The sequence below is a fragment of the Trinickia violacea genome (assembly GCF_005280735.1).
In the GTDB taxonomy this organism is placed as follows: domain Bacteria; phylum Pseudomonadota; class Gammaproteobacteria; order Burkholderiales; family Burkholderiaceae; genus Trinickia_A; species Trinickia_A violacea.
On sequence record NZ_CP040078.1, the window covers coordinates 306,151 to 329,902 of the forward strand.

At 61.7% G+C, this 23,752-nt stretch carries 27 protein-coding genes and 3 pseudogenes; 19 read left to right on the forward strand and 11 right to left on the reverse strand.

Annotation, left to right across the window (positions count from 1 at the left end):
* Positions 1-178: 178 nt before the first annotated feature.
* Positions 179-880, forward strand: coding sequence for a FadR/GntR family transcriptional regulator (locus FAZ95_RS23340; RefSeq protein WP_137334901.1), 702 nt, complete (start codon positions 179-181; stop codon positions 878-880).
* 54 nt (positions 881-934) lie between these two features.
* On the opposite strand, the gene FAZ95_RS39770 is transcribed toward FAZ95_RS23340, so the two are convergent.
* The 4 genes and pseudogenes from FAZ95_RS39770 to FAZ95_RS23355 form a co-directional block, all read right to left on the reverse strand.
* Positions 935-1,111 carry a hypothetical protein gene (locus FAZ95_RS39770; protein WP_217497467.1) on the reverse strand — a complete coding sequence of 59 codons (177 nt, stop codon included), beginning with the start codon at positions 1,109-1,111 and terminating at the stop codon, positions 935-937.
* Positions 1,104-1,257, reverse strand: a pseudogene (locus tag FAZ95_RS40125) (LysR family transcriptional regulator); the annotation flags it as partial. The pseudogene FAZ95_RS40125 and the gene FAZ95_RS39770, both read right to left, overlap by 8 nt.
* 75 nt (positions 1,258-1,332) lie before the next feature.
* The gene (locus FAZ95_RS23350; RefSeq protein WP_137334902.1) at positions 1,333-2,265 is read right to left on the reverse strand and encodes a diacylglycerol kinase catalytic domain-containing protein; all 933 of its coding nucleotides are present in this window, start codon (positions 2,263-2,265) and stop codon (positions 1,333-1,335) included.
* The gene (locus tag FAZ95_RS23355) at positions 2,262-3,290 is read right to left on the reverse strand and encodes an SPFH domain-containing protein (RefSeq protein ID WP_137334903.1); all 1,029 of its coding nucleotides are present in this window, start codon (positions 3,288-3,290) and stop codon (positions 2,262-2,264) included. The genes FAZ95_RS23350 and FAZ95_RS23355 overlap by 4 nt, the downstream gene beginning before the upstream one ends.
* A 93-nt stretch (positions 3,291-3,383) precedes the next feature.
* Here FAZ95_RS23355 and FAZ95_RS23360 point away from each other — a divergent pair, with 93 nt between their 5' ends.
* The 3 genes from FAZ95_RS23360 (at position 3,384) to FAZ95_RS23370 (ending at position 6,748) form a co-directional block, all read left to right on the forward strand.
* On the forward strand, positions 3,384-4,133 hold the full coding sequence (locus FAZ95_RS23360) for an NUDIX hydrolase (protein ID WP_137334904.1): 750 nt from the start codon (positions 3,384-3,386) through the stop codon (positions 4,131-4,133).
* Between the two features lie 224 nt (positions 4,134-4,357).
* Complete coding sequence (locus FAZ95_RS23365) at positions 4,358-5,305, forward strand: oxidoreductase (protein WP_137334905.1); 948 nt, start codon at positions 4,358-4,360, stop codon at positions 5,303-5,305.
* A gap of 141 nt (positions 5,306-5,446) precedes the next feature.
* Positions 5,447-6,748, forward strand: coding sequence for an Nramp family divalent metal transporter (locus FAZ95_RS23370; RefSeq protein WP_137334906.1), 1,302 nt, complete (start codon positions 5,447-5,449; stop codon positions 6,746-6,748).
* A gap of 145 nt (positions 6,749-6,893) precedes the next feature.
* Here FAZ95_RS23370 and FAZ95_RS23375 read toward each other — a convergent pair whose 3' ends face one another.
* Together FAZ95_RS23375 and FAZ95_RS23380 are read right to left on the reverse strand one after the other, a co-directional pair.
* Positions 6,894-7,430, reverse strand: coding sequence for a DUF8737 domain-containing protein (locus FAZ95_RS23375; protein ID WP_137334907.1), 537 nt, complete (start codon positions 7,428-7,430; stop codon positions 6,894-6,896).
* A gap of 44 nt (positions 7,431-7,474) precedes the next feature.
* Positions 7,475-8,575, reverse strand: a complete 1,101-nt coding sequence (locus FAZ95_RS23380) for an NmrA family NAD(P)-binding protein (protein ID WP_137334908.1) — start codon at positions 8,573-8,575, stop codon at positions 7,475-7,477.
* Between the two features lie 144 nt (positions 8,576-8,719).
* Here FAZ95_RS23380 and FAZ95_RS23385 point away from each other — a divergent pair, with 144 nt between their 5' ends.
* Entirely contained in the window at positions 8,720-9,331 is a 612-nt protein-coding gene (locus FAZ95_RS23385) for a TetR/AcrR family transcriptional regulator (RefSeq protein ID WP_254700267.1), read from the forward strand.
* Positions 9,332-9,402: 71 nt separating this feature from the next.
* On the opposite strand, the gene FAZ95_RS23390 is transcribed toward FAZ95_RS23385, so the two are convergent.
* From FAZ95_RS23390 to FAZ95_RS23400, 3 genes are all read right to left on the reverse strand, one after another.
* Positions 9,403-9,777 (reverse strand): VOC family protein, encoded by a 375-nt coding sequence (locus FAZ95_RS23390; protein ID WP_137334910.1) that lies wholly within the window; start codon positions 9,775-9,777, stop codon positions 9,403-9,405.
* A 32-nt stretch (positions 9,778-9,809) separates the two neighbouring features.
* A complete protein-coding gene (locus FAZ95_RS23395; RefSeq protein ID WP_137334911.1) occupies positions 9,810-10,532 on the reverse strand; it encodes a helix-turn-helix transcriptional regulator in 723 nt (240 codons plus the stop codon).
* Positions 10,533-10,747: 215 nt separating this feature from the next.
* Entirely contained in the window at positions 10,748-11,341 is a 594-nt protein-coding gene (locus FAZ95_RS23400; RefSeq protein ID WP_137334912.1) for a TetR/AcrR family transcriptional regulator, read from the reverse strand.
* 175 nt (positions 11,342-11,516) lie between these two features.
* Here FAZ95_RS23400 and FAZ95_RS23405 point away from each other — a divergent pair, with 175 nt between their 5' ends.
* The 6 genes and pseudogenes from FAZ95_RS23405 to FAZ95_RS23430 form a co-directional block, all read left to right on the forward strand.
* Positions 11,517-11,750, forward strand: coding sequence for a thioredoxin domain-containing protein (locus FAZ95_RS23405; protein WP_437437776.1), 234 nt, complete (start codon positions 11,517-11,519; stop codon positions 11,748-11,750).
* Positions 11,751-11,766: 16 nt separating this feature from the next.
* Entirely contained in the window at positions 11,767-12,312 is a 546-nt protein-coding gene (locus FAZ95_RS23410; RefSeq protein WP_302674754.1) for a sigma-70 family RNA polymerase sigma factor, read from the forward strand.
* Complete coding sequence (locus FAZ95_RS23415) at positions 12,309-12,950, forward strand: DUF1109 domain-containing protein (RefSeq protein WP_137334914.1); 642 nt, start codon at positions 12,309-12,311, stop codon at positions 12,948-12,950. Before FAZ95_RS23410 ends, FAZ95_RS23415 begins: the two co-directional genes overlap by 4 nt.
* Positions 12,951-13,118: 168 nt before the next feature.
* Positions 13,119-13,430, forward strand: a complete 312-nt coding sequence (locus FAZ95_RS23420; RefSeq protein ID WP_137334915.1) for a BufA1 family periplasmic bufferin-type metallophore — start codon at positions 13,119-13,121, stop codon at positions 13,428-13,430.
* Positions 13,346-13,666, forward strand: a pseudogene (locus FAZ95_RS23425) (multinuclear nonheme iron-dependent oxidase); the annotation flags it as partial. The gene FAZ95_RS23420 and the pseudogene FAZ95_RS23425, both read left to right, overlap by 85 nt.
* 106 nt (positions 13,667-13,772) lie before the next feature.
* Positions 13,773-14,282: pseudogene (locus FAZ95_RS23430) on the forward strand (HAMP domain-containing protein); the annotation flags it as partial.
* Between the two features lie 119 nt (positions 14,283-14,401).
* Here FAZ95_RS23430 and FAZ95_RS23435 read toward each other — a convergent pair.
* The gene (locus FAZ95_RS23435) at positions 14,402-14,689 is read right to left on the reverse strand and encodes a hypothetical protein (RefSeq protein WP_137334917.1); all 288 of its coding nucleotides are present in this window, start codon (positions 14,687-14,689) and stop codon (positions 14,402-14,404) included.
* 316 nt (positions 14,690-15,005) lie between these two features.
* Here FAZ95_RS23435 and FAZ95_RS23440 point away from each other — a divergent pair, with 316 nt between their 5' ends.
* The 8 genes from FAZ95_RS23440 (at position 15,006) to FAZ95_RS23475 (ending at position 21,803) form a co-directional block, all read left to right on the forward strand.
* Positions 15,006-15,647 carry a DUF1109 domain-containing protein gene (locus tag FAZ95_RS23440; protein ID WP_137334918.1) on the forward strand — a complete coding sequence of 214 codons (642 nt, stop codon included), beginning with the start codon at positions 15,006-15,008 and terminating at the stop codon, positions 15,645-15,647.
* Positions 15,641-16,207 carry a sigma-70 family RNA polymerase sigma factor gene (locus tag FAZ95_RS23445; RefSeq protein WP_137334919.1) on the forward strand — a complete coding sequence of 189 codons (567 nt, stop codon included), beginning with the start codon at positions 15,641-15,643 and terminating at the stop codon, positions 16,205-16,207. Before FAZ95_RS23440 ends, FAZ95_RS23445 begins: the two co-directional genes overlap by 7 nt.
* Positions 16,208-16,432: 225 nt before the next feature.
* Positions 16,433-16,738, forward strand: coding sequence for a BufA1 family periplasmic bufferin-type metallophore (locus tag FAZ95_RS23450; RefSeq protein ID WP_137334920.1), 306 nt, complete (start codon positions 16,433-16,435; stop codon positions 16,736-16,738).
* A 31-nt stretch (positions 16,739-16,769) separates the two neighbouring features.
* On the forward strand, positions 16,770-17,717 hold the full coding sequence (gene bufB, locus FAZ95_RS23455) for an MNIO family bufferin maturase (protein WP_137334921.1): 948 nt from the start codon (positions 16,770-16,772) through the stop codon (positions 17,715-17,717).
* Entirely contained in the window at positions 17,707-18,486 is a 780-nt protein-coding gene (locus FAZ95_RS23460) for an HvfC/BufC N-terminal domain-containing protein (protein ID WP_137334922.1), read from the forward strand. Before bufB ends, FAZ95_RS23460 begins: the two co-directional genes overlap by 11 nt.
* A gap of 5 nt (positions 18,487-18,491) precedes the next feature.
* Positions 18,492-18,995, forward strand: coding sequence for a DoxX family protein (locus tag FAZ95_RS23465; protein ID WP_137334923.1), 504 nt, complete (start codon positions 18,492-18,494; stop codon positions 18,993-18,995).
* Entirely contained in the window at positions 18,992-19,633 is a 642-nt protein-coding gene (locus tag FAZ95_RS23470) for a DUF1109 domain-containing protein (RefSeq protein WP_137334924.1), read from the forward strand. The genes FAZ95_RS23465 and FAZ95_RS23470 overlap by 4 nt, the downstream gene beginning before the upstream one ends.
* A 91-nt stretch (positions 19,634-19,724) precedes the next feature.
* Positions 19,725-21,803 (forward strand): NAD(P)/FAD-dependent oxidoreductase, encoded by a 2,079-nt coding sequence (locus tag FAZ95_RS23475; RefSeq protein ID WP_137334925.1) that lies wholly within the window; start codon positions 19,725-19,727, stop codon positions 21,801-21,803.
* Between the two features lie 248 nt (positions 21,804-22,051).
* Here FAZ95_RS23475 and FAZ95_RS23480 read toward each other — a convergent pair whose 3' ends face one another.
* Positions 22,052-23,716: a sigma-54 interaction domain-containing protein gene (locus tag FAZ95_RS23480; RefSeq protein WP_137334926.1), complete on the reverse strand. Its 1,665-nt coding sequence runs from the start codon at positions 23,714-23,716 to the stop codon at positions 22,052-22,054.
* Positions 23,717-23,752 lie beyond the last annotated feature (36 nt).

Below are 23,752 nucleotides of genomic sequence, written 5' to 3' on the forward strand. Positions count from 1 at the left end.
GAATTAAACAGCAGCGCCTTGTTTTGGTCAAGCCAATATTATTTTTTCAAACTGATCTTACCGCCGGTGAAAACCCTGAACCGAGGCCAAATCGACCGCCAGAGGCGGCTTTGAGCGGGTATGCTAGACTTGCCCGGCGGCTCTTGGCGCCGACCCATACATCGCAACGACCTGCAATATGAAATCGACGGAACCAAAGCGGCTTTACCAATCCGTTGCCGCCCAGATCCTCGCGCTGATTCGTCAGGGCGAATTTCCGGCTGGAGAACGGCTGCCGCCCGAGCGTGAACTGGCGCTAAAGCTCGGTGTGTCACGTCCATCGCTGCGCGAAGCCCTCATCGCGCTGGAGATTGGCGGCCAGGTCGAGATCCGGATGGGGTCGGGCGTTTATGTGCGCGATGGAAGTGCGGACGACGTGAACGCGATGAGCGCGCTTGGCGACAGTCCATCGGAGCTGATGCAGGCGCGTGCTGCCATAGAAGGCAGCGTCGTGGTGCTTGCTGCGGCGCGCATGACGGCAGCCACGCTGGATCGTCTGCGCCGCACGATCGAGCGGATGCGCAGACTGGCGGCAGCGGGCAAATCGCCGGTCGAGGCAGACCGGCAATTCCACATGCTGATCGCGGAAACCGCAGGTAACTCGGTGCTCAGCCGCTTTGTCGGAGAGCTGTTTGACAGCCGCCACGATCCTATCGCGGCCGCGATGCGTGGCCATACGGAAAGTGCTCAAACCTGGACCGCAGCGGTAGAGGAGCATGAGGACGTGTTAAAAGCGCTGCAGGCCGGCGACCCCATCGCCGCGCAAACGGCGATGCGCGCGCACCTCAGGGCTTCCGAGGAACGATGGATAAGCGGCGTGTTGAAACAGGGCACAGATTGAAGAACTTACTGGCGGAACGCGACGCCAGGTTCTCCCAATCCTTCTTTCCTGCGTTCACAACGCGCTATCGGCACGACCGAGAAGGCCGCTGCCCAAGCCGAGAAGCGCGGCCTCGCGCATCGCGACGGGATCAATCACGACGATGGTTTCGGTGAGCGCTCCCGCCATCTCGGTACCGTTCGCATTACGGAGCATCCAGCGACGAATTCGACCCGTGCGCGGCGAGCGCATCGAGGTTGCCGTCGATCGAAACCAGAAACCGCTCGCCGGCTTCCGTGAGCGTGAGCTTGCGGGTCGATCGCTGAAACAGCCGTACCCCCAAAGTTGCGTTCGAGCATCGCCACGTTTCGGCTGACCGCGGCCGCGGTCAGTCCCAGCATGATGAAAAATCCATGACGGACTTTATTCTCTCGGATCATGATCGTAGAATTAAAAACTGTCAGAAAGCCACACTACACAACCAGGCACCCCTGTCTCGCCGCGACGGACACCGTTGCTTCCATCCCTGCGGTAAATCTCAGGTAGTCGGCCTCGATCCCATCAGAAAAGATCACGCCGTTTTCGGGCATGCGCGAGCGAAGTCGCAGCGGCTGCCCTGGGCTCACGTGGCCAAATACCAGTTCGGTCTTCGATACCCGGCTCGGAAACGGCTCGCGCACGGCGAAGGTGAGTTCGGGACTATCCCAGGGTTGCGGCTGATACTGGAAGTTTCCCGTCCTTTCCCCGATTGCACGTGCGACGCCGAACGCTCCCGTCACGACACTCTTGAGCCAGGCCGTCGAACCCAGCCCCGTGGAGATGATGATGCCGGAGGACGACTGCGATTCGCGCCGCTTGCCTAGCTCGATCTCGTAGAGCGCCGAAGCATGCGTGCGCGGGCCGATGAAAAGGTCGTTGACGGCACGCAGCACCTGACCGTCCGAGAGCCTCGCCTCCGCCATCGTGACTGCCTTCGTCGGACGGCGGCCGTGAGCGACGTCAGCGAGTACCGCCCCAAGCTCCCGCGGCTCGAACGGAAGCAAGATGCCGTCCCACCTCGAAGGCTCCGGGTTCAGCCCGATCAGCGGCTGACCATCGAGGTACTTCATCGAGTTCGCGACCAACCCGTCCTGTCCCAGCGCCACGACGATATCGTCGGACGCGAAGATGAAATTCGGCAGGTAGCTCCGGTCGACCAACTGGTAACGCCCCCAGTCCTCGAGCGCGCGCACGGTCAGCTCCATGCTGCGGGCGTACGCTGCATTCTCGGCGAGGTAGTCCGAGAAATCGGCGCCAAGGTGCTCAATGTAGAACTTCGCCTGCGCCAGCGTGTGATGCCGCGCAATCAGGTCCTCGAGCCGCGTGCGGCGCGTCACCACCACAACCTTGCGGGCCTCGGCGCTCATGATGCTGCCCTCGCCCCCGCGCCCATGAGGCCCTGAAGCAGTTCCGGCGACACGTTGAGCTGCCCGATGCGCTCTGCCCGTTCCGCGATCCCGCCAAAGGCTTGGGCGATCAGCTGGCCCGGCTGCATGCCGGCTGCGGCGAGCGCGTTGACGACGCGTGGGTCGGCCTTTTCGAGCGCCTGCATCACCGCCGCCACCCTGTGTGCCTCGGCCTCCGCGAGGGTACGGCTGTTGTGCGCCTGCCCCGCCACGAATGCCTTGCGCTTTTCCTCGAGTTCGATGTCGGACGCCATCTGCTCACCACGCAACTCGTTTTCCTTGCGCATCAGCGTGGCCTTCGCTTCCATCTGCGTCTCGCGGATTTGCCGCTTCTTCTGCTCGACCGCGATGTCGGTATCCAGTTCGTTCTGCCGGATTGCGCGCTCGTTTTCCACGGCTGACATGCGCCGCAGATACACGGCGTCGTCAGCGGCCTTGAGGTTGGACTCGCGCGCTTCGGCTTCGAGCGCTCGGGCAATGTCCGGGGTGGGCTTGACCGCCATCACCGACACCCCGAGTATCTCGAGCCCCAACGCCTCAATTTCGGGCTGGCTGGCGAGTTCAGTCTGCGCCGTGCGGGCGATCGACGCCGAGGCGCGCAGCGCCGCCTTCAATTCCAGCGCCTGCACGGCCTGCTGCACGATCACCTCGACCTGCATCGCGACACGTTCTCCGAGCCGCTTCGGATCTTCGGAGACATACGAGCGTCCGTCCTTACCCAGCGAGAAATCCATCATCGCCGCGGTACGGTGCGGGTCGCTGACGCGGTAGGTCACTTGACCCTGCACGGTCACGCTCTGGAAATCCGCGGTGACCAGTTCAAGGATGAAGGGACGATCCTGGCTTGCCACCGGAACGGACACCAGCGTGGTCGCCGGGGCGTAGTAGAAGAACGACAGCCCGGCGCCTTCGCGCACCACCCTTCCCGCTTGGAACTGCATCAGGTGAACGGTCGGCTGCGACTTGATGAATCGAATCCCGAACATGATGATGGCCTCTCTTTTGAGTTGCACAGTACAACTTGCTTGAGTTGCACAATACAACCTAGAATGAGGGTCGTCAAGTTTTTCTGGTCCGCCATGACACAAAAGACCTCCGCCTCCCGACGACACGTTCGACAGGGCCCCGAGTTTTCTCTGCCGTACACGACGGTCGACGTCGTGATCTTCACGGTGCTCGATAACGCGCTGCAGGTTCTGCTCGTACAGCGACCAGCCGGCGCGGACGAACCGTATCCGGAGTGCTGGGCGCTACCGGGCGGCTTTGTCGACGTGGCCGCCGATGCGACGCTCGAGGACTGCGCGCGCCGCAAACTGCTCGAGAAGACCGGTGTGAAGAGTCCGTATCTGGAGCAGCTCGGCAGTTGGGGCAGCGCGACGCGTGACCCGCGCGGATGGTCAGCCACACATGTCTGGTTCGCGCTGATTTCCGCCGAGGATGGGGTTCTCACAAGGGGCGCGAATGCCGCCGAAGTGGCGTGGTTCGAAGTCGATGAGGTGACGCAGACGCGCGGACTCGCCTTCGATCACGACGAGATCCTTGAGGCAGCGGTTGAGCGGCTGCGCAGCAAGGTCGAATACACGTCCCTGCCGGCTTTCTTGCTTCCGGAGCCATTTACGCTGCCACAGTTGCAACGGGTGTATGAGATCGTGCTTGGCCGGCCGGTGGACAAAAGCGGCTTCCGCACGCGCATGCTTGCCGCGGGGTTCCTCGAGGAAACCGGCTACGTCGCTGGGGAATCGAATCGGCCGGCTCTGGGGTATCGGCTCGTGGACCGGCATGCGCCCGTGGTCTTTCCGAGGACTTTCAGTCCACGCGGTGGAAACTGACGGAGGAGGCCGATCGAAGTCAGCGATCGGTGACAAAAAAACCCTTCTCTGCTCTATGTAGACCTCTGCATGGCGACCCTGAACCGCCCTTTACGCATGCACAAGGTCAACGGCAGGTCCCGAGATGGAGAAAACCTTCCGCTAACGGTACTTAGGCGCCGACCAACGTCGGGAGAGGGTGGTAGTCTGCCTATCGCGTTCATCCCGCCCGCCCGACAACGAACATGAGCAAACCTTGGAATCCCGGTGACATCGCGCCCCAAACCGGCCGGCGCGTCATCGTCACCGGCGCAAACAGCGGCATCGGCTATCACACCGCGGCAATCTTGGCCCGCCATGGCGCCGAGGTCGTACTCGCGTGTCGCGACGAAGGGCGCGGCGCAAGCGCACTCGCCCGCCTGCGGGGAGAAGTGCCTACAGCCCAAGCGCAGCTTGCGCAACTCGACCTCGCCAGCCTCGCGTCGGTGCGCGCCTTTGCCGACCGAGAGCTTGCGCTACGCAAGCCGCTCCACCTGCTCGTCAACAACGCGGGCGTCATGGCGCCGCCCCGACGCCTCGAAACCGCCGACGGCTTCGAGCTGCAATTCGGCACGAACGTGCTTGGGCATTTCGCGCTGACCGGCCTGCTCCTGCCCGCGCTCGAGATGGCTGCGGACAGTTCGCTCGAACGCCCGCGCGTGGTAACGATCGCCTCGATCGCACATAAGCAAGGCCGGCTCGACTTCGACAACCTTCAGGCAACGCGACGCTACCGGCCGATGTTCGCCTACCGGCAGTCGAAACTGGCCAACCTCATGTTTGCATTCGAACTCGACCGGCGTTTGCGCGCTGCCCAATCGCGCGTGATGTCGGTTGCCGCACATCCCGGCGTCGCGAATACCAATCTGTTTCGCAGCGGCGACCATTCGCCCGCTAACCGGGCGGCCCGCGCCGCCCTTGGTGGTTTTATCGGCGCCGTGCTGAACAGCGACCTGGCAGGCGCGCTGCCGACCCTCTATGCGGCGACTGCACCCGGCGTCGTCGACGGCGGCTACTACGGCCCGCTCGGCCTGTTCGAGGCGCGCGGCCAACGGGTGGGACCGGCAACGGTCGCATCCCAGGCAAGGGACGAGGCCGATGCACGGCGACTCTGGCAGGCGTGCGAGGCACTGACGGGAACGGCGTTCAGATAGGTGATGCTTTTGCCAAAACCTTATCGCGATTATTGGAATGTTCAATTGTTGTTTCTCGGGGACTCCCGGCATCATTGATCCATGTTCAACGCTGGCGCATCGGCATCCACATGACTGCCCGATTTGAGCTAGAGGATCGAGATGAGCACCGCTGAAGCACAATTGGGATTGACCGAGCGCACCTCGCGAGGAATCGTCGAAGTACTGGCCGGGCGCAACAAGAACTGGAGCTCGAAGCTGCTGTTCGCCGGCCCCGCCGTCGTCGCCTCCATTGCGTACATGGATCCCGGCAATTTCGCGACCAACATCCAGGCTGGGGCAAAGTACGGCTATTCACTGCTCTGGGTGGTGCTCGCCGCGAACATCATCGCGATGCTGTTCCAGGCTCTTTCGGCCAAGCTCGGCATCGTCACGAACCGTAACCTCGCCGAGCTCAGCCGCGAGCATTTTCCGGTTGCGGTTGTCTACGGAATGTGGGGCGTGAGCGAGATTGCGGCGATGGCGACAGATCTTGCCGAGTTTCTCGGCGGCGCAATCGGTTTATCTCTGCTCTTCCACATACCGTTGCTACCCGGCATGATCGTCACGGGTATCGTGACGTATGCCATTCTCACTGGACAGAAGCAGGGCTACCGCCCCCTCGAGTTGATCATTGGCGGACTTATCGCGGCCGTCGCGTTGTCTTACGTGATCGAACTTCTGATCGTCCATGTAGATTGGCCCGCTGCGATGAAGGGAACATTCGTACCGCAACTCAGCGGCCCCGGCGCCTTGTCTGTCGCAGTCGGAATTTTGGGCGCAACGGTCATGCCGCACGCGATCTATCTGCATTCAGGTCTGACGCAACACCGTACGCGAGCACGCAACCACACGGAACGCTTCAAGCTGGTGCGTTTTTCGAATGTCGAGGTTCTGATTGCCCTTACCGTGGCTGGACTCGTCAACATGGCGATGGTCATCATGGCCTCGGGCGCATTTCACGCGGGCCACCCCGAAGTGGCCGAAATAGAAACGGCGTATCACAGCCTGACGCCGTTACTCGGCTCCGCTGCGGCCTGCGTCTTTCTCGTTTCATTACTGGCATCCGGCGTATCCAGCTCAGTGGTCGGAACGATGGCAGGGCAGATGATCATGCAGGGTTTCACTGGGACGCGTATCCCGGTCGGGATTCGCCGGCTTGTCACCATGGCGCCGGCCTTCTTGGTCGTCGCGCTCGGTGTCAACGCGACCGACGCTTTGATTTACAGTCAGGTCGTGCTGAGCTTCGCGTTACCCGTGCCGATGATCGCCCTGGTTATTCTGACCTCACGCCGCGACGTGATGGGCGCGTTTGCGAATCGTGGATGGGTGGCCTGCGCGGCCATTCTTGGCACTGTCGTGATTCTGGCTCTCAATGCAGTCCTGCTGTTGCAAACGTTCGGCGTCTCGATACCCGGGCTGTAAATGTAGCGCTGAGCACCTTCCAGTTGCCGGGTCGAAAGCGCGAAGCGATGTAGTACCTCGGTCGTGCAACGACACCTTGTGCCTCGAGCCGCCAAACGGATCGCCGCACCGACCGATTGGGGCTACGTGGAGATTGGCGCATCGATCATGGGTGCCCGCCACTTGTTAGCTCTTCGCCGGGATGCCGGCCTCTCCGCATTGAGGACTGGTTTTGGTGTTGCAGAAGAATCCGGAATACGAATCCATGAGTGATTAGGAGTAGCGGTACAACGAGAGTTGGAATGAAGTAAGTGGCGCCCAACTGCCCCGCCACAAGACCTGCATGAATGGCCTGATAGAACGCGTTCAAAAGATCCGCCAAGCCCCACCAGTTGAAGATCCATGCGATAACAATGCCGGCCCCGCGTGGCAGCGATACCAGCGAGAGCAACGCGAGTGTCGCGGCAACCAAGTCCCCGTAGGCGGCGGAATGCGCGAAGGCGGATGGCAGTTCGGGCGACACGACACCTGGGACGAGGAATGCCAACCCAACAAAGCGGAAGCTGTGCAACATGAGAAGAGGCCGCAGCGCTTCGTCACGCTGCAAGAGGCGGAGTTTTGGCCAGATGTATCGCTTCGCGACGATTCCCCACGCGCTGAAACTGAATGCGATGCTAACGAAAAACCAGAGTTGCGGCTGCATGACTCTCTCCTTTGGTTCAAATTCCCGCGATCGACTGTGAGAACCTAAGCGCGCAGCGTGCGTAGCTCTGCGATCACGGCGTCTCGCTCCGCGTGAGCCATGACGTGCTCGTTCAGCCAGACCTTGGACTCAGGCGCAAACTGCGGTTCTGACGGGAATGGACGGCGCAGCTCGCGGTCGTAGCGGTCGAGATCGAAACCGGGGCTGAGCGGGGCGATCACGAACTGCGTGAACTGGCGAAGCCAATTGCCGAACGTTCGCCGGTTGCGTGGAAGCGCCGCGTAGCGACGCGCGATTGTCTCGAAGTCCTCGGCGGGCTGACCGGTTACATCGAGCACGTCGGAGGTCGGTGCGCCCAGCTCAAAGGCCCCGCGTTTGTGATCGTCAATGTAGTAGCGGATGCCGCTAATCAAGTCGATCGGCAAGCCCCCCATCCGGGCGGCTTTCATGAATAGCCAAGTCGGAATCGGTACGGCCCTGACGGGTCGCCCGACGGCCCGGCCGATCGCCTTGGCCATGTCCCTCGCACCAAGGAGTTCCGGCCCAGTGGGGCGGTAGCGCTTCCCGGCGTGCCGCGCGGGATCCATCAGGGCCGCGACGCCGACCCGCGCGATATCCTCGTTGGACGGTGGTGCGTTACGGCTATCGCCAAAGATCCAAGGAAATACTCCAAGGTGCGCAGCAAACCCAGTCAATTCGAGGTAAGCGTCAGCGAAGAAGCCCGGCCTCACGATCGTATGCGCGACTCCAGGCGTCATCGAGAACAGCCGATCGACGAGCCAGAGTTGGCGGGTCATGAGGGCGGGATGCGAAGGACTCGACAGCCATTGGGTCAGACTAACAATGTGTTCGAGCCGCGATTCCCTAGCGGCGACCGCGAAGGCGACCGCGCCTTGAATCATGTAAGGATCGAAAGGGGGGCAATAGTAGGCGCGCTGAACGTCCTTCAGCGCGTCGGCGACGCGCTCGACATCACTCATGTCGACGATCGCTATCTCGGCCCCCCGCGCTTTTAGCTGCGCGCTGCGGCCGTCTTCTCGATGCACCATAGCGCGCACGGGATAGCCGGCCTTCAGCAGTTCGGCAACGACGACGCTGCCTGTCTTTCCGGTCGCGCCGGTTACGAGGATCCTTGGCTTGAGCACGATAACCTCCTAGCAGTACCGGTACCGATAAGTACCATATCGTTGCTCCAGTATGGTACTCTGTGGTACCGAAAGTCAAGGAAGACGATGATGCCCACGGTATCGCTGGCAAAGGAAGGTCAAGAAGGCCGCGACGAAACTGAGGTGCGCGCGCGCATCCTCGATGCAGCGTTCGCGGCGTTCATGAAGAGTGGCTACGCGGCGACCAGCACGCTTGAGATCGCCACGCGCGCGCGCGTTTCGAAACGAGAGCTGTACGCACTGGTGGGCAACAAGAAGGAACTATTAATCGCATGCATCAGCGCGCGCGCCACGCGATTGCAGGTACCCGCTGACTTGCCCGTGCCCCACGATCGCGAGACCCTCGCGCAAGTACTGACCTCCCTCGGCACGCAGCTCGTCCGCGAGATAACCGATCCAACGGTCATAGCGGTATTCCGACTGGCGATCGCCGAGGCCGTCCACGCGCCCGAGGTGGCGCAAGCGCTCGACTCCATAGGACGCGAGACGAGTCGTGCCGCCTTGCGTCAAATCATGGGCCAGGCTCAGACGTCCGGACTTCTCGAAGGCCGTCCCGCCGAACTTGCCGAACTGTTCGGCGGGTTGCTGTGGGGTAACTTGATGGTCAGCCTGCTGCTCGGCGTGGCCGAGCAGCCGAACTCACGCGAACTCGCGGCTCGTGCCCGCGCCGCGACTGCCGCGTTTCTTCAACTTCATCCGCTCCCGATTAACGCTGCGCCCCGCCGGCGCACCTAGTTCGCGTCTTCCCGAAGCGGCCGTTCGCGAACGAACAATGACGCGGCGGGCAGCCGTGACGGCGGGTTTCCTCAACGCTTTGGGCGAGAAAATATGTTGACGAGATTCCCGTCAGGGTCGCGCAGCAAGAGCGAGCGATTGCCCCACGGCATCAACGTCGTCGGCATCACGATGTTTGTCCCGGACGCATTCATCCGTTCGAATACCGCGTCAACGTCCTCCACTTCGAACTCCAGGATCGCCGATTGATTTGCAGCCGCAGTGGCAGCACCGACATTGAAAAGCTCGATCAGATGCTCCGACGAAATCGCAAGCGTCGCTCCTTCGAACCGCATTTCGGCAAATCCATCGGCCGGACGTACAGCCTCGATACCGGAAAGCCTTTGATAAAACTCCACCAGCCCATCGATATCCTGCGAAACAACACGAACCGATGCGAACTTCATTTTGAGCTCCTCGCCAAGAAAGGAAGCTCAGTCTAATGATTGATACTGTCAGATTCTGGCAGTATCGTGCGGCTGGCGACGTGATTGCGCCTACGCCACTCACGAAGCAGTGTTGACCGCCTTTTGGGGTAGCGCTCTTCCAACGGCTCGACGTTAGAGATCCGGTCCGAACGGAAATTCCGAAAATCAGCTCGAAGCTCGCACCAACACATCAGGACTCGCGCCTGGTCGAAATACACCAATGCAAAGGGCCAAACGACACGCTGCGAGTGAATACCGCTGGCGTCCACGTATGTAATCTTGAGCTTCTGCTCTTCTCGGACTGCGGCACGCAGAAGGTCCGGCGAGACTTTGTGGGCAGGTCTCTTCAACGGCGCGCCGACTAGCAGCGAAGACTCCTCCAGTTCGCGACGCAGTTCAGTGGGCAGTATGGCGGCTATCTTCGCGAGCGTGCTCAGCGCACCGGACGATAGCGTCTCGTCGCAGCGATCGGCCACCCAGCGCATGCCAAGAACCAGGGCGTCGAGTTCCTCTGAGCGAAACATCATGGGCGGCAGCATGAAACCCGGTTTCATAACGTAACCAACGCCCGGTTCCCCCTCGATCATTGCTCCTTGCGCCTGCAAACTGGCGATGTCCCGGTATAGCGTGCGGATGCTCACGCCGAGCTCCTCGGCCAGGGCTTGGCCACGCACGGGACGTCGATAACGGCGTAACACTTGCAGGAGATGAAGGAGACGTTCGGAGCGGGACATACGTGAATCCTGATATCAGCACTGAAGCAAATCGACGACGCTATCGGTTAGAGTGCGCGCCGCTCATCCAAGCGCAAGTGCGTATGTCAATTCGGACCTGGGTCGCCATCGTTGGTAAATAATATCTTCGGTGTAACCCGAAGCGCTTTTGGACGAACTAGCGTGACGGATCAGCTAATCTGACCAGATCGTGTCTTTAGGCGCCCGTCTGGAGCTCAATTACTGCCGGGCTCGAGAAGCGCCAACGCTGGCCGTACAACTCCCTCCAGCAACACCCGCTCCGGTCTTGTGCGTGCAAGCACCCGTATACCGAGATGTACCCCCAGCAGCAACCGGGCAAGATCATCAGCAGGCTGTGCAGTTGAAATCTCGCCAGCCTGCTGACCAGCTCGCACACAACGCCGAAAAAACGCTTCGACTTCCACCAATACCTTCGCGATCATCGCCTGAAACTCGGCGTCATGGGGTGCAACCTCAAGCGCCGAATTCACCAGCAGGCATCCCTTACGATCCCTGTCGCGGATCGACCGCTCGACAATCTCCCTGAAGAATGCCTTGATGGCATCCAGGGGCGGCAGGCTCCGCTCAAACCTCGATACTCGGTCGCCAAAGCTCGTTTCGACATAACGCGTCAGCGCTCGTTGAAACAGCGACCGTTTGTCCCCGAACGCGTTGTATAGGCTCGCCCCCGTAATACCCATGCCCTGCGCCAGGTCCCGAACGGAAGTGGCCTCATAGCCATAGATCCAAAACTGGCGAGCGGCCGCATCGAGGACCGCGTTTTCATCGAATTCCCGTGGTCGGGTCATGCTTTAACTCCGGTCATCGCGTAACGTCCTGCCGGTCGGCATTGCGACGTCACGCACGTTGCGACATTCTAGATCAACTGATCTAGAATGACTTGGGGGCGATAGCAAACGTCCGCTGACGACTTACAACAACCATCGTGCACCAGGCGGTCCTAACGGAGAGCGCAGGAACACCATGATCGACTTATATTTTCACCCTACACCCAACCCTGCAAAGGTTGCCCTGATGCTCGAGGAAACAGGTCTCGAATATGAACTGCATCCGGTTGACACCAAAAAGGGTGAACAACACCTCGAAACCTTCCTTAAGGTCAATCCGAACCGCAACGACCCTGCCGCGCTTGACCGACGCTTTGCCGGCATGAAAGCCGCGCTCGAGGATGCGGTCAGGGACCACTCTGCCCTTTGACCCGGGAGTCAAAACCTTGTACTCCGCGGAGCAGCGTCTGAAAGCTTTGTTTATCACGGGTCTGGCAGGCAGCGCATCCGAGTATCACTCGTTCCTGAGTGAACTGACGCGTCACCTGCGGGGCTATCTTCGCAAGCGGATTCCACAACTTCACGACGACGTCGAGGACCTCGTTCAGGAAATCCTGCTGGCCGTGCATAATGCGCGTCATACCTACCGCCCGGATGAGCCGCTGACCGCTTGGGTCCATGCGATCGCGCACTATAAGCTGATGGATTTCTTTAGAACACGTGCGCGACGGGAGTCGTTGCACGAACCACTTGGCGAGCACGACGACATCTTCACCGAGGCGGACGACGAAGCGGCAGATGCCCGACGTGATATCGGAAAACTACTGGTGCAGCTGCCCGCCAGGCAACGGGTGTCGATCATGCACGTCAAGCTGCAGGGACTGTCCATTGCAGAGGCCGCCCAGTTGACGGGCTTATCGGAGTCGGCCGTCAAGGTCAGCATCCACAGGGGACTCAAGGCTCTGGCAACGCATGTCCGGAGAATTGCATGAAAACAGAAGACCTCGTCGGATTGCTCTCGACCGGCATCACTCCCGTAAGAAGCGGCAGTGCGACCCGTCGATTCTGTGCCTCACTGCCAATCGCCGCCATTGGTGCGACACTGCTCATGGCTACAGTGTTTGGCATTCGCCCCGATCTAGGCGCCGTCGTTAAAACTGCGATCTTCTGGGAAAAGCTTGCTTTCCCAGTATGCCTCGCAATCGGCGCCCTGATTGCCACCGCCCGGCTGGCGCGCCCCGGCGCCAGGGTCGGAGCCGGATGGCCCGTCATGACGATACCGCTGGTAGTCGTCTGGCTCGCAGCAATACTGATCGTCGTCACCGCTGCACCACAAGACCGCCTGCCTGCGATACTCGGACACTCCTGGCGCACATGCCCATTCAATATTCTTCTGCTAGCCGCTCCAGGCTTCATTGCCATATTCTGGGCGGTCAAAGGACTGGCACCGACCCGCCTACGGCTCGCCGGCGCCATCTCGGGCCTGCTCGCAAGCTCGATTGCCACGGTCGCGTACTGCTTTCATTGTCCTGAGATGAGCCCGGCCTTCTGGAGCATCTGGTATGTGGCTGGCATGCTGCTTCCAGCGGCGCTCGGGACAGTCCTTGGTCCCAGACTCCTTCGCTGGTGACTGGTGCCCTGACAACGGGAAAAGGCAGCCCGCCGATCCAACGGCTGAAGTCAGCGGATGACGGGCTCAAAGAAAAAACCCCCTCCCTGTAACCACCTCCCCGAATCTCGCGAATTAACTCCAGTATCCGTCACGGGTACCTTCCATCCCAACTTCTGGAGAGATTCAATGTCCGCAAAGATCACTGTCAGTTCCACCCTGCTTGCCGGGGTCGTCGCAAGCCTGCTCGCATCGGTCGCTCATGCAGCGCCGCTCACGAAAGCGGAAGAAAGTGCGGCTGTCGCTGCCCACAAGGAGAAGTGCTACGGCGTCGCCCTGAAGGGGCAGAACGACTGCGCTGCCGGTCCCGGCACCACTTGCCAAGGTACGTCGGCAATGGATTTCCAGGGCAACTCGTGGAAGTTTGTCCAAGGGGGCACCTGCACGAGTATCGAAGTGCCGGGTGGCGGCCACGGCTCGCTAACCCCGCTGAAGTCCTGATTCAGGGGCCTGCCGGAACCCGTTTCAAGCATGAACACCTCACCGCGATTCTCGCGGACGGGCTGAAGGATGCCTTCTTCGAGGTTCACGCGGAAAACTATATGGGCGCCGGCGCCTCGCCCCATCGGGCACTTGCGGCCGTCCGCGATATCTACGCGCTCTCCGTTCACGGCGCGTGCATCTCGATCGGTGGGCCCAGCTCGTTGAACGCCACTCATCTCGCGCGCTTTCGCGAAGGAATGCAGCAACGTATTCCATTGAGCGGCATGAAAACTTCGGATCTGATACTCAGGCTAACTAACGAGCTGAATGCCATTGAGTCGAATGCTGTGTCGAAGAGGCTTAATCGCGCAGGATATTACCCTGAACAGTCAGGGAGCCGCCGACTCCAACACAGAAGCTGCGGCCGCCTTCCACAAGGCGTTGCTGCTCACGTGCGTGCTGACGGGAATAGCCATAACGCTGAGCCTCATTGTCGCGTTCATCATCACCCGCTCCATCACGGCTCCAATTCGCGTGTCCGTGAAGATCGCCCAAACGGTCGCACAAGGCGACCTCACTTCGAAAATCGAAGCACGCGGCAAAGACGAAACAAGCCAGCTACTACGAGCGCTCAAAAACATGAATGAGAGACTCGCAGAACTGGTTGGACGCGTGCGATCCGGTAGCGAGAGTATTGCTACGGGCGCCGCGCAAATCGCTGCAGGCAATACCGATCTGAGCCAACGTACCGAACAACAGGCTGCGTCGCTTGAGGAAACCGCAGCGAGCATGGAGGAACTGACCTCCGCCGTCAGGCAAAACACCGAAAGCGCCCGGCAAGGTAGCATGCTCGCGGCGAACGCATCCGATTGACTCTGTGATACCTCAGTCTGAAGGCGTTGCTCGCATCGGGATACGCAGCGGCGCCATCGGACTGCAATATCCGGATCGGGGTCGGAAAGCCGATCTAACGGCTGTCCTCAGCCGCATCAACGACCACGGTAGAGCCCTCGAGGACCGTCGTCCTGCCCCTGGAACGCACGCCGGCTGCCCGAGCGCGAAATCGAGGAGTCGGCCACACCGCCGACAGCGCCATACGTCGCGGCTGCCGTGTTGTGCTCCTCGGCAAGCGTGCGGACGCTCGGCCCGCTTTGCGACGACGGCGCACCGACTTCAGGGCGATAAAACGGAGCGGGACCATAGTTGCTTGCGAAAGCGGGAGCAGCAAGCGAAGCGGTAGCGGCTAGCAACAGCGTGGCAATGAGCTTGGACTTCATGACGACCTCCGAAAATCTGTGATGAGTGGAATGCGCCTGGATCGAATTTGATGCACTTGCAATCCGGAAGGTAATTCGGAGAAGCTCAGGAACGGGTTACAGCACGTCTGAAATCTTTTGTGCTTCGGGCGACGTGTGGCGGTCACCGCGCGACTTGCCAACTGATACAACATGCCGATAATGAATTGAATAATTAACTGCCTGCGAGCGATGCGGTGCACCGGCTCGCTCGGCGTGCCCGGCAAAAGTTTTCGGTCAGCTGTAACCAAACGCGGCCGCCAACCGAACTAGCTTTCGTTATTGCAGGTAGAACGATATGGAAACCGACCGTCTGGTCTCGCTGCTAGCCGCCGACGTCACGCCCGTCGATCCGCATGCGGGCGCGCGGCGTTTCAGCTGGGCGCTGCTCGCTGGCGCGATCGGCTCAACGCTGCTCATGTTGATCTTCTACGGTCCGCGGCCCGATCTGCGCGCGTTGCTCGTCACGCCGCTCTTCTGGGCCAAGGTGGCGTTCCCGGTCGCGCTCGCCGCAGGCTCGCTTCTCGTCACCGCGCGTCTTTCGCGGCCCGGCGCCGCCGTGCGCTCGGCGTGGGCAGGGATTGCCGTTCCCATCGGCGTCGTCTGGCTTGCGGGCCTGGCCGTGTTTTGGCTCGCGCCTTCCGCGCAGCGCGCCGAGCTGCTCTTTGGCCATACGTGGCGCACTTGCCCGTTGAACATCGCCTTCCTTTCAGTACCCGGCTTCGCTGCGGCGTTTTGGGCCGTGCGCGGGCTCGCGCCGACGCGGCTGCGGCTCGCGGGCGCGGCCGCCGGCGCGCTCGCAAGCGCTACCGGGACCGTCGCCTATACCTTCCATTGTCCGGAAATGGGGGTGCCGTTCTGGGCCGTCTGGTACGTCATCGGCATGACGCTTCCCGCCGTGGCGGGCGCGCTTCTCGGGCCGCGATTCTTGCGATGGTAGAGAGGCGACCGACCGTGCAATCGACAGAGACGCGACTGAGAGCCCTGCTCATCAACGCCATGAGCGGCGACACCGTGGCCTATCAGACGTTCCTGAGCGAGCTGACGCGCCACTTGCGCGGCTACCTGCGCAAACGCATTCCCCAGCTTACCGACGACGTCGAGGATCTCGTCCAGGAGATCCTGCTTGCCGTCCACAACGGACGGCACACCTATCGGCCAGAGGAGCCACTAACGGCGTGGGTTCACGCGATCGCGCGCTACAAGCTGATGGATTTCTTCAGGGCGCGGTCGCGCCGCGAATCGCTGCACGTTTCCATCGACGATCACCTCGACATCTTCTGCGCTTCGGATGACGAACCATTGGCGGCACGCCGCGACATCGGCAAGCTGCTCGATCAGCTCCCCGACAAGCAGCGCTTGCCGATTCTGCATGTGAAGCTCGAGGGTCTGTCGGTCGCCGAGACCGCGCAGCTGACCGGGCTTTCGGAATCGGCCGTCAAGGTCGGCGTGCATCGCGGCCTCAAGGCACTCGCGGCCAGGCTGGGCAGAGTCGCTTAGGTAGTTGCGCAAGTGGCTGCGCGAGATGCCGCGCAAGGGTCGGCTATTTGATGCCGAACCGATGATCGAGCGAGAAGACGCTCGCAACGCTCTTTCACCCTGACGCCTGCACTGCAACCTCAAGAGCAAAAAAATTCCGTTCGCTGTAACCAGCCATCGATCTCCGGCGAATTAACTCGCGTATCCACCACGGATACCTTTCTTCCCTACTCTCGGAGAGATTCCATGTCCGCAAAGATCAATGTCAGTTCCGCCCTCCTCGCTGGCGCGGTCGCAACGCTTCTCGCTACGGCGGCGCACGCGGCGCCGCTCACCAAAGCGGAAGTCAATGCCGCCCTCGCGGCTCACAAGGAGAAGTGTTACGGCGTCGCGCTGAAGGGGCAAAACGATTGCGCGGCCGGCCCGGGCACGACCTGCCAGGGTACGTCGGCGACCGATTTCCAGGGCAACTCGTGGAAGTTCGTTCAGGGTGGCACGTGCACGAGCATTCAGGTGCCGGGCGGCGGCCACGGCTCGCTCACGCCGACCTGATCGCGCAAACGACAAGAGGAACGGGACGACCATGAGCGATTCCACGAGATCAGCGGCGGCGAATTCTCTTGGCCGTCCCTGTCGTTCGGCGCCCGGCGAGGCCGGGCTGGCCGGCACGAGCTTCAAACACGAGCACTTCTCCGCGATTCTCGAAGACGGCCTGCAAGACGGATTCTTCGAGGTTCACGCCGAGAACTACATGGGCGCGGGCGGACCGCCGCATCGAGCGCTTGCCGCGATCCGCGAGCGCTACCCGATCTCGCTTCACGGCGTATGCATGTCGATCGGCGGGCCGGACACGCTCGACGTCCGTCACCTTGCGCGCTTTCGCGAGTTGGTGGATCGCTACGAACCCGCGCTCGTTTCCGAACATCTCGCCTGGTCCTCGCACGGCGGGACGTTCTTCAACGACCTCCTGCCCCTGCCCTACACGAAAGCGACGCTCGACAAGGTATGCGAGCACATCGACCAGGTTCAGGAAACCATCAGGCGTCCGATGCTGCTCGAAAACCCGTCCACGTATGTCACGTTTGCATCGTCGACGATGAGCGAGACGGAGTTCATCCGTGCGGTCGCGCAGCGCACGGGCTGCGGGCTGCTGCTCGACGTCAACAACGCTTACGTTTCGGCGGTCAATCATGGCTATGCGGCACGCGCGTATCTCGCGGAATTTCCGCTTCAATACGTAGGCGAAATTCATCTGGCCGGCCACAGCGAGCAGCATGACGACGAGAACGCACTGCTGCTCATCGACAGTCACGACCGGGCCGTCGCCGATCCGGTCTGGGATCTTTACCGGCATGTCGTGGCGCGCACTGGGCCAATACCGACACTGATCGAGTGGGACAGCCAGTTGCCGGCGTGGCTCGAACTGCGCGCGCAGGCGGTGATGGCCCGCCGGATCATGTCGCAGCATGCCGCCATGGATGTATTGGAGTCCGATATATCTCACCCGGAGCGCACCGGCCATGAGATCTGAACAAGGCACGGTCGACTACGCAACGGCCTTCGCGCCGGGACTGACGAACCCCGAACTCGCCACGCCAGAAGGCATTGCGGCTGCGCACGGCAAGGGCGTCGTCAAGCGCTACAACGTCTATCGCAACAACGTCACAGTCAGCCTCATCGATGCGCTGACGGCAATCTATCCCGCCGTGCAGCGCATCACGGGCGTCGAGTTCTTCCGCGCGATGGCACGCTTTCACGTACGTGCCACACCGCCAGCCTCGCCGCTGCTATTCGAGTACGGACGCGATTTTCCATCGTTCATCGAAACCTACGAGTACGCACGAGACATGCCCTGGCTTGCGGATACGGCACGCATCGAGCGCGCCTGGCTCGACGCGTATCACGCCGCGGATGCCGCGCCACTCGCTGCCGAGGCGTTCGCGAGCATCGATCCGGGGTCGCTCGCGCAGGTGCGCTTTGTCCCGCATCCGGCCGCGCGGATCGTGCGCTCGCGCTACCCGGCCGTCGCGATCTTCGCGATGAACCGGGCGCCCGGCCCCGTCACTCCGCTGCGATCGAGCGACGCTGAAGATGCGCTCGTCACGCGGCCTGGCGACGACGTGATTGTCTCGCGCTTGCCTGCGGGCGGCGCGGCGTTTCTCGTCGCGCTCATCGAGGGCATGCCGCTCGGCGCTGCCGCGCAAACCGCCTTCGAGGAGAGCGACACCTTCGATCTGGCGGCCAACCTGGCCGCGATGATTTCGGCTGGCGTGTTCGCCGCCGTTCAACTGGGAGTGTAATCACCATGCCGACTCGACAAGACTCCACGCTGTCCTTTCCGGGCAACGTCGCGCACGCGATCGGGTGCGCGCGACGCTTCATCGAAAGACTCGCGCAACCGACGTTCGTGCAGCTCGTGCTGCGCCTCGCGCTGGCCGTGCCTTTCTGGAAATCGGGCATCCTCAAGTGGCACGGCTTCCTGCAGCTCAACGACACGGCCATCGATCTCTTCACCGACGAATTCAAGCTGCATCTGCCCGGCGGCCCCTATCCGTTCCCGGCGCCGGCCATCTTCGCGTTCCTGTCGGCGTGCGGCGAGGTCACTTTCCCGGTGCTGCTCGTGCTCGGATTTGGCACGCGCTTCGCCGCCGCCGGATTGCTGCTGATGACCTGCCTCATCGAGCTGACGGTGCCGGACGGCTGGCCGATCCACATCACGTGGGCCGCCATGGCGCTCGGCATCGCTGCGTGGGGCCCGGGCGTCATTTCGATCGACTACCTTCTCGGAGACCGCGCGTACCGGTCATGAAAACGCGAGATCTGGTCGCGCGGCTCGCGAGCGACGGGTCTCCCGTCGAGCGCAACGCCGTCTCGAGGCTGCTCGATCGTGCGCTGCTGCAAGGCCTCGCAGGCAGCACGGTCCTGCTAGTCGCGCTGTACGGCGTACGCAGCGACATGCCCCAGTTGATCCTCACGGCGATGTTCTGGGTGCGCCTCGCATTCCCGCTCACGATCATCGTCGCGGCCATGAAGCTCGCGGAGCGGCTCGGCCGCCCCGGCGCGCGGCTCAGGCTCGCCTGGGTCGCGGTAGCGCTGCCCATCGCCACGATGCTGCTCGCCGCGGGCAGCATCTTGCTGGCGACGCCGCCCGGCTACCGGCTGGAGTTGGTGCTTGGCACGACGTGGCGCACGACGACGGCGAGTGTCGTGCTGCTCTCGCTGCCCTCGCTCGCTGCCATGTTGCGCGCGATGAAGCAGCTCGCGCCAACGCGCCTCGCGCTGGCCGGCGCGGGCGCGGGTCTCCTGGCCGGCGCGCAGGGATTGCTCGTCTACTCGCTGTATTGCTCCGAGATGGCGGCGCCGTTTTGGGGTGTCTGGTACGTGCTGGGGATCGTCATCACGACGGCCGTTGGCGCGGCCATCGCACCGCACTGCCTGCGCTGGTGAAATTCGCGTCGCCGCCAGGCATCGCGCTTGCGCCAGCTAGCGGTGTCAGAGGCTGACGTTCGCCATGATGGTTCTCTCAATAGGGTGCCGTATGCTCCGGAACGCCTTCAAACACCTGGTCCGCTTCGCTCCCAAAGCACGCGCGCTTTGCGTGCCGTGGCTTCTTCTTGCAACTCGCATCTGGTTCGGCCAGGTCGTGCTGGTGCATCAGATCATGGCCATGGCAGAAAGCAGTCAAGGCGGGGTAGCCGGCGCCGGATTACATGCTCCGTCCAGCGTGGAGGCAGCGCTGCACGGTATCGCGCCACTCCTGCTCAGCGCTGGCCTACTGACCCGGCCCATAGCGCTCGTGTTGCTCGCTGGTGGTTACGGATCAATCTCCCTCGGTCCGGGCGGCGCAACGCTGGTCTTGCTCGCGTGGCTGGTCGTGCTGGGTCCAGGACCGCTTTCCCTCGACGCGATGCTGGCGCGAGGCCTGGCGTGGGCGCCACTTGGCCCGGCACGACAGATCAGGAAAATCTATGAGCAGGTCGAACGATATGTGTCACCCGTGCTCCTGCTCGTCTCGCGCGCAGGCCTGGCGGCATCGCTCAGTCTCGCTTCCGGATTGACGCCTTCCCTGTTCAGCCAAGCCGCTCATCACAGTCTGGCGACACTCTTCCTCTTCCCTTCATGGGTCGACGCAATCCTCGCATTCTGTATCGCTTTCGGCTGCATGACGCGACCGGCGACGTTCATCTGTGCCGCCATGGTGCCACTCGCTGGCATAGCCATGTCCATGGACGAGCGGCTCGCAACGCTTCTTCTGCTACTGATGTTCGTAGTCACGGGGCCCGGCGTCATTTCGGTGGATCAATTGCTCGCCCGCTGGATGCTCGACAGCCCGGAGAGAGAAGAAAGCAGGCTGGATCAGTATCCACAGGTTGTAGTGGTAGGTGGTGGCTTTGGCGGGATCGAGACAGTTCGCGGTCTACGCAATTCGCGCTGCCGGATCACCCTCATCGATCAGCGGAATCATCATCTGTTCCAGCCGCTGCTTTACCAGATCGCGACAGCAGCGTTGTCGCCCGGAGAAATCGCAACCCCGATCCGGAGCCTCTTTCGCGGACAGCGAAACGTCCAGGTACGTCTGGGGACCGTCACAGGCGTCGACACCGCGACCCGCGAAGTGCTAATCGGCGCGGCCAGGGTGAAATTCGACTATCTCGTACTGGCAACTGGCGCGCGTCACAGTTACTTCGGCAACGATCACTGGGCACCGTACGCGCCCGGGCTGAAGAGCATAGGGGACGCAACTTCAATAAGGAGCCGTCTGCTGCGTGCATTCGAAGAGGCGGAAACGGCTGAGGACGAAGCAGCCCGTGCCGCGTGGCTTACGTTCATCATCGTCGGGGGAGGACCGACTGGCATCGAACTGGCCGGCGCCATCGCGGAACTGGCGCATCACGGCATGGACCAGGAATATCACACATTCGATCCGTCGACATCGCGTGTCATTCTGGTTCATGCCGGGTCCCGCATTCTGCCGACTTTTCCCCCTTCCCTTTCTGCTGCCGCAGAACATTCCCTTCGCAAGCTGGGTGTCACTGTCTATCTCGATACCAGGGTGCTGGGCGTGGATCAGAATGGCGCCGATCTCGGTAAAGATCGAATTGCATCCCGCACGATCCTGTGGGCTGCTGGGGTAGCGGCGTCTCCGGTTGCCAAATGGCTAAACCAGCCGGAGGACGCATCCGGACGAGTCAGGGTGAACGACGACCTCTCTGTTCCGGCAGTTGAAGGCGTCTATGCAATTGGCGATGCTGCTTCGAGTCTGGGCTGGAAAGGAGCGGCGGTACCGGGGTTGGCCCCGGCCGCCAAACAGCAGGGAAAATATACCGCGCGAGTGATCGACGCGCAGCTTGCGGGTCACCGTCGGCCCCCACCCTTTCGCTACAGGCATTTCGGAAGCCTGGCAACAATCGGGCGTCAGGCGGCTGTGGCGGAAATCGGCCCCATCCGCATGTGGGGTGCGCCAGCGTGGTGGTTTTGGGGTGCCGCACATATCGCATTCCTCACCGGAGGGCCAAACAGGGCGAAGGTCATGCTGGATTGGCTCTGGGCGTATGTCACTTATCGACGCAGCACGAGACTCATTACCGATCCGGCTTCGGACAGGCAATCGGATTGATTATCCGCGGCGCGAAAACCTGTACTGACTCTGCGCGCAGTGCCGCCTGCTGAAGCGCGGGTATCGACCTCGTCGCGCCGATCCTGTTAACGCGTGCGGCGTTGCCGGCCCTGCGGGCGAGCGGCGATGCGATGATCGCGCTCAATCGCGACGACCCCTCGGCCATCGACGAGCGGTTCTTAAGCCTGAAGCCAGCCCTGGAAGAGGCCGTGAAAGACCATTCGGCGCTCTGAGCGAATTTCCGCGTTTTATTTTCCCAGTCGGAGCTTGCGCACGACGCTCGACTGGCTGAGTCCCAGCGCTCGAGCGACTTCTCGCGTATTGCCGTGCTTGCGCATCGCGTCCTCGATCAACCGTCGCTCGAACCGCTCGACTCTCTGACGGAACGTGCTCGGCTCTTCGTCGAGTAGTTCGCCAGGCAACACACCATCGAGAAACTCCGGCCCGATCAAGTCGCCTTCGCTCGTCACGATCGCCCGCTCCACAACATTCCTCAGCTCCCGAACGTTGCCGAGCCAATCATGGGCGAGCATCAGCGCGATCGCCTGCTCGGAAAACGTCCGTGTGAGGCCGTAGCGTGCGTTGAACTCACTAGCGAATTGCAGCACGAGAGGTGCGATGTCATCCTTGCGCGCAGCTAGCGGTGGCACAGCGATCGGTACGACGTTGAGTCGATAAAAGAGGTCATCGCGAAACGCGCGTTCGGCCACCATCGACTTCAGATCACGGTTCGTCGCGGCGATCACGCGAACGTCGACCGATATCGGCTGAGTCCCTCCTAGCCGAACGATGACCCGGTCCTGGAGCACTTGGAGGAGCTTCACCTGCAAATCGAGCGGAAGATCGCCGATTTCGTCGAGAAACAGCGTGCCGCGATGCGCAAGCTCGATCAGTCCGGATTTGCCCTGCTTTTGGGCCCCTGTGAATGCACCCGGCTCGTACCCGAACAACTCCGATTCGAGCAAATCACGCGGAAGCGCGCCGCAATTGATCTTGATCAGTGGACCATTTGCGCGTGGACTTTCTCGATGAATGAGACGCGCAATCACATCTTTGCCGACCCCGGAGTGCCCCGTTATCAGCACCGTCGCATCGACCTTCGCTACACGCGCGGCAAGGCTCGCGATGCGCTGCATCGGCTCGCTATGCAGAACGAGACCGTCGACCTTGAGATTCTGCAACCGCAATGCCTCGATCTCGGCGTCGACGCGCTGCAAATCCGCCTTCGCCTGCGCAAGTGCATCCTGCAACTGCAGCAACTCGGTCGTATCGCGGGAATTGATGACAACCTTGCGCACTTTGCCGACAGCGTCGAACAGCGGAATGCCGGTGACCATGATGGTCTTGCCCGTGTGCGTGCGCTGCGTCGTGGAAATGCGCTGTCCCGTACGCGCGACCTGCTGTGCGATCACCGGGCGGATCAGTCCTTTTTGCTCGAATTCGGACACATGCCGGCCGATCATATCCGCAGCCTTCAGGTCGTAGTTCCGCTCGCAGCCTTCGTTGACCATCAAGGTCACGCCACTACCGTCGGCGACGAAGATACCGTCGAATGAGTGACGAAAGATCTCCTCGAGGTCGAAGCAGAGCTGGCGCAATCTCGCCAACTCGGGAAACAGCGTCGCGCAATCATGCTCCGGCATCAGCAGCATCACCGTCGCCTCGGGTGATGAATGTACGCCAGGAAAGTAGTTCTCGCCGCCGAGAAAGAAAGTCGAGGGAATGGAGCGCGGCTCGCTGGCATGGGTCCGCGCGAGTTCGATAAACACCGCGCGAATCTCCTCGGGGTGCCGATCGTCACGCGAAATGCCGCCGCGAATCACGGCGTTTTGCCACTCGATGTCCGTCCCGTTAAGCAGAACAATGCCGACAGGAAGTTCGTCCAATGTCTCCAGTAAATTGTTCTGATTCATGACTCGTCCATCCTCGAGAATATGGCGAGGATACAC

Excerpts from the sequence above, each read along its gene's own strand:
- FAZ95_RS23340 (WP_137334901.1), top strand. The coding sequence starts at position 179 with ATGAAATCGACGGAACCAAAGCGGCTTTACCAATCCGTTGCCGCCCAG.
- FAZ95_RS39770 (WP_217497467.1), bottom strand. The coding sequence starts at position 1,111 with ATGCGCTCGCCGCGCACGGGTCGAATTCGTCGCTGGATGCTCCGTAAT.
- FAZ95_RS23350 (WP_137334902.1), bottom strand. The coding sequence starts at position 2,265 with ATGAGCGCCGAGGCCCGCAAGGTTGTGGTGGTGACGCGCCGCACGCGG.
- FAZ95_RS23355 (WP_137334903.1), bottom strand. The coding sequence starts at position 3,290 with ATGTTCGGGATTCGATTCATCAAGTCGCAGCCGACCGTTCACCTGATG.
- FAZ95_RS23360 (WP_137334904.1), top strand. The coding sequence starts at position 3,384 with ATGACACAAAAGACCTCCGCCTCCCGACGACACGTTCGACAGGGCCCC.
- FAZ95_RS23365 (WP_137334905.1), top strand. The coding sequence starts at position 4,358 with ATGAGCAAACCTTGGAATCCCGGTGACATCGCGCCCCAAACCGGCCGG.
- FAZ95_RS23370 (WP_137334906.1), top strand. The coding sequence starts at position 5,447 with ATGAGCACCGCTGAAGCACAATTGGGATTGACCGAGCGCACCTCGCGA.
- FAZ95_RS23375 (WP_137334907.1), bottom strand. The coding sequence starts at position 7,430 with ATGCAGCCGCAACTCTGGTTTTTCGTTAGCATCGCATTCAGTTTCAGC.
- FAZ95_RS23390 (WP_137334910.1), bottom strand. The coding sequence starts at position 9,777 with ATGAAGTTCGCATCGGTTCGTGTTGTTTCGCAGGATATCGATGGGCTG.
- FAZ95_RS23395 (WP_137334911.1), bottom strand. The coding sequence starts at position 10,532 with ATGTCCCGCTCCGAACGTCTCCTTCATCTCCTGCAAGTGTTACGCCGT.
- FAZ95_RS23400 (WP_137334912.1), bottom strand. The coding sequence starts at position 11,341 with ATGACCCGACCACGGGAATTCGATGAAAACGCGGTCCTCGATGCGGCC.
- FAZ95_RS23405 (WP_437437776.1), top strand. The coding sequence starts at position 11,517 with ATGATCGACTTATATTTTCACCCTACACCCAACCCTGCAAAGGTTGCC.
- FAZ95_RS23415 (WP_137334914.1), top strand. The coding sequence starts at position 12,309 with ATGAAAACAGAAGACCTCGTCGGATTGCTCTCGACCGGCATCACTCCC.
- FAZ95_RS23420 (WP_137334915.1), top strand. The coding sequence starts at position 13,119 with ATGTCCGCAAAGATCACTGTCAGTTCCACCCTGCTTGCCGGGGTCGTC.
- FAZ95_RS23435 (WP_137334917.1), bottom strand. The coding sequence starts at position 14,689 with ATGAAGTCCAAGCTCATTGCCACGCTGTTGCTAGCCGCTACCGCTTCG.
- FAZ95_RS23440 (WP_137334918.1), top strand. The coding sequence starts at position 15,006 with ATGGAAACCGACCGTCTGGTCTCGCTGCTAGCCGCCGACGTCACGCCC.
- FAZ95_RS23445 (WP_137334919.1), top strand. The coding sequence starts at position 15,641 with ATGGTAGAGAGGCGACCGACCGTGCAATCGACAGAGACGCGACTGAGA.
- FAZ95_RS23450 (WP_137334920.1), top strand. The coding sequence starts at position 16,433 with ATGTCCGCAAAGATCAATGTCAGTTCCGCCCTCCTCGCTGGCGCGGTC.
- bufB (WP_137334921.1), top strand. The coding sequence starts at position 16,770 with ATGAGCGATTCCACGAGATCAGCGGCGGCGAATTCTCTTGGCCGTCCC.
- FAZ95_RS23460 (WP_137334922.1), top strand. The coding sequence starts at position 17,707 with ATGAGATCTGAACAAGGCACGGTCGACTACGCAACGGCCTTCGCGCCG.
- FAZ95_RS23465 (WP_137334923.1), top strand. The coding sequence starts at position 18,492 with ATGCCGACTCGACAAGACTCCACGCTGTCCTTTCCGGGCAACGTCGCG.
- FAZ95_RS23470 (WP_137334924.1), top strand. The coding sequence starts at position 18,992 with ATGAAAACGCGAGATCTGGTCGCGCGGCTCGCGAGCGACGGGTCTCCC.
- FAZ95_RS23475 (WP_137334925.1), top strand. The coding sequence starts at position 19,725 with ATGCTCCGGAACGCCTTCAAACACCTGGTCCGCTTCGCTCCCAAAGCA.
- FAZ95_RS23480 (WP_137334926.1), bottom strand. The coding sequence starts at position 23,716 with ATGAATCAGAACAATTTACTGGAGACATTGGACGAACTTCCTGTCGGC.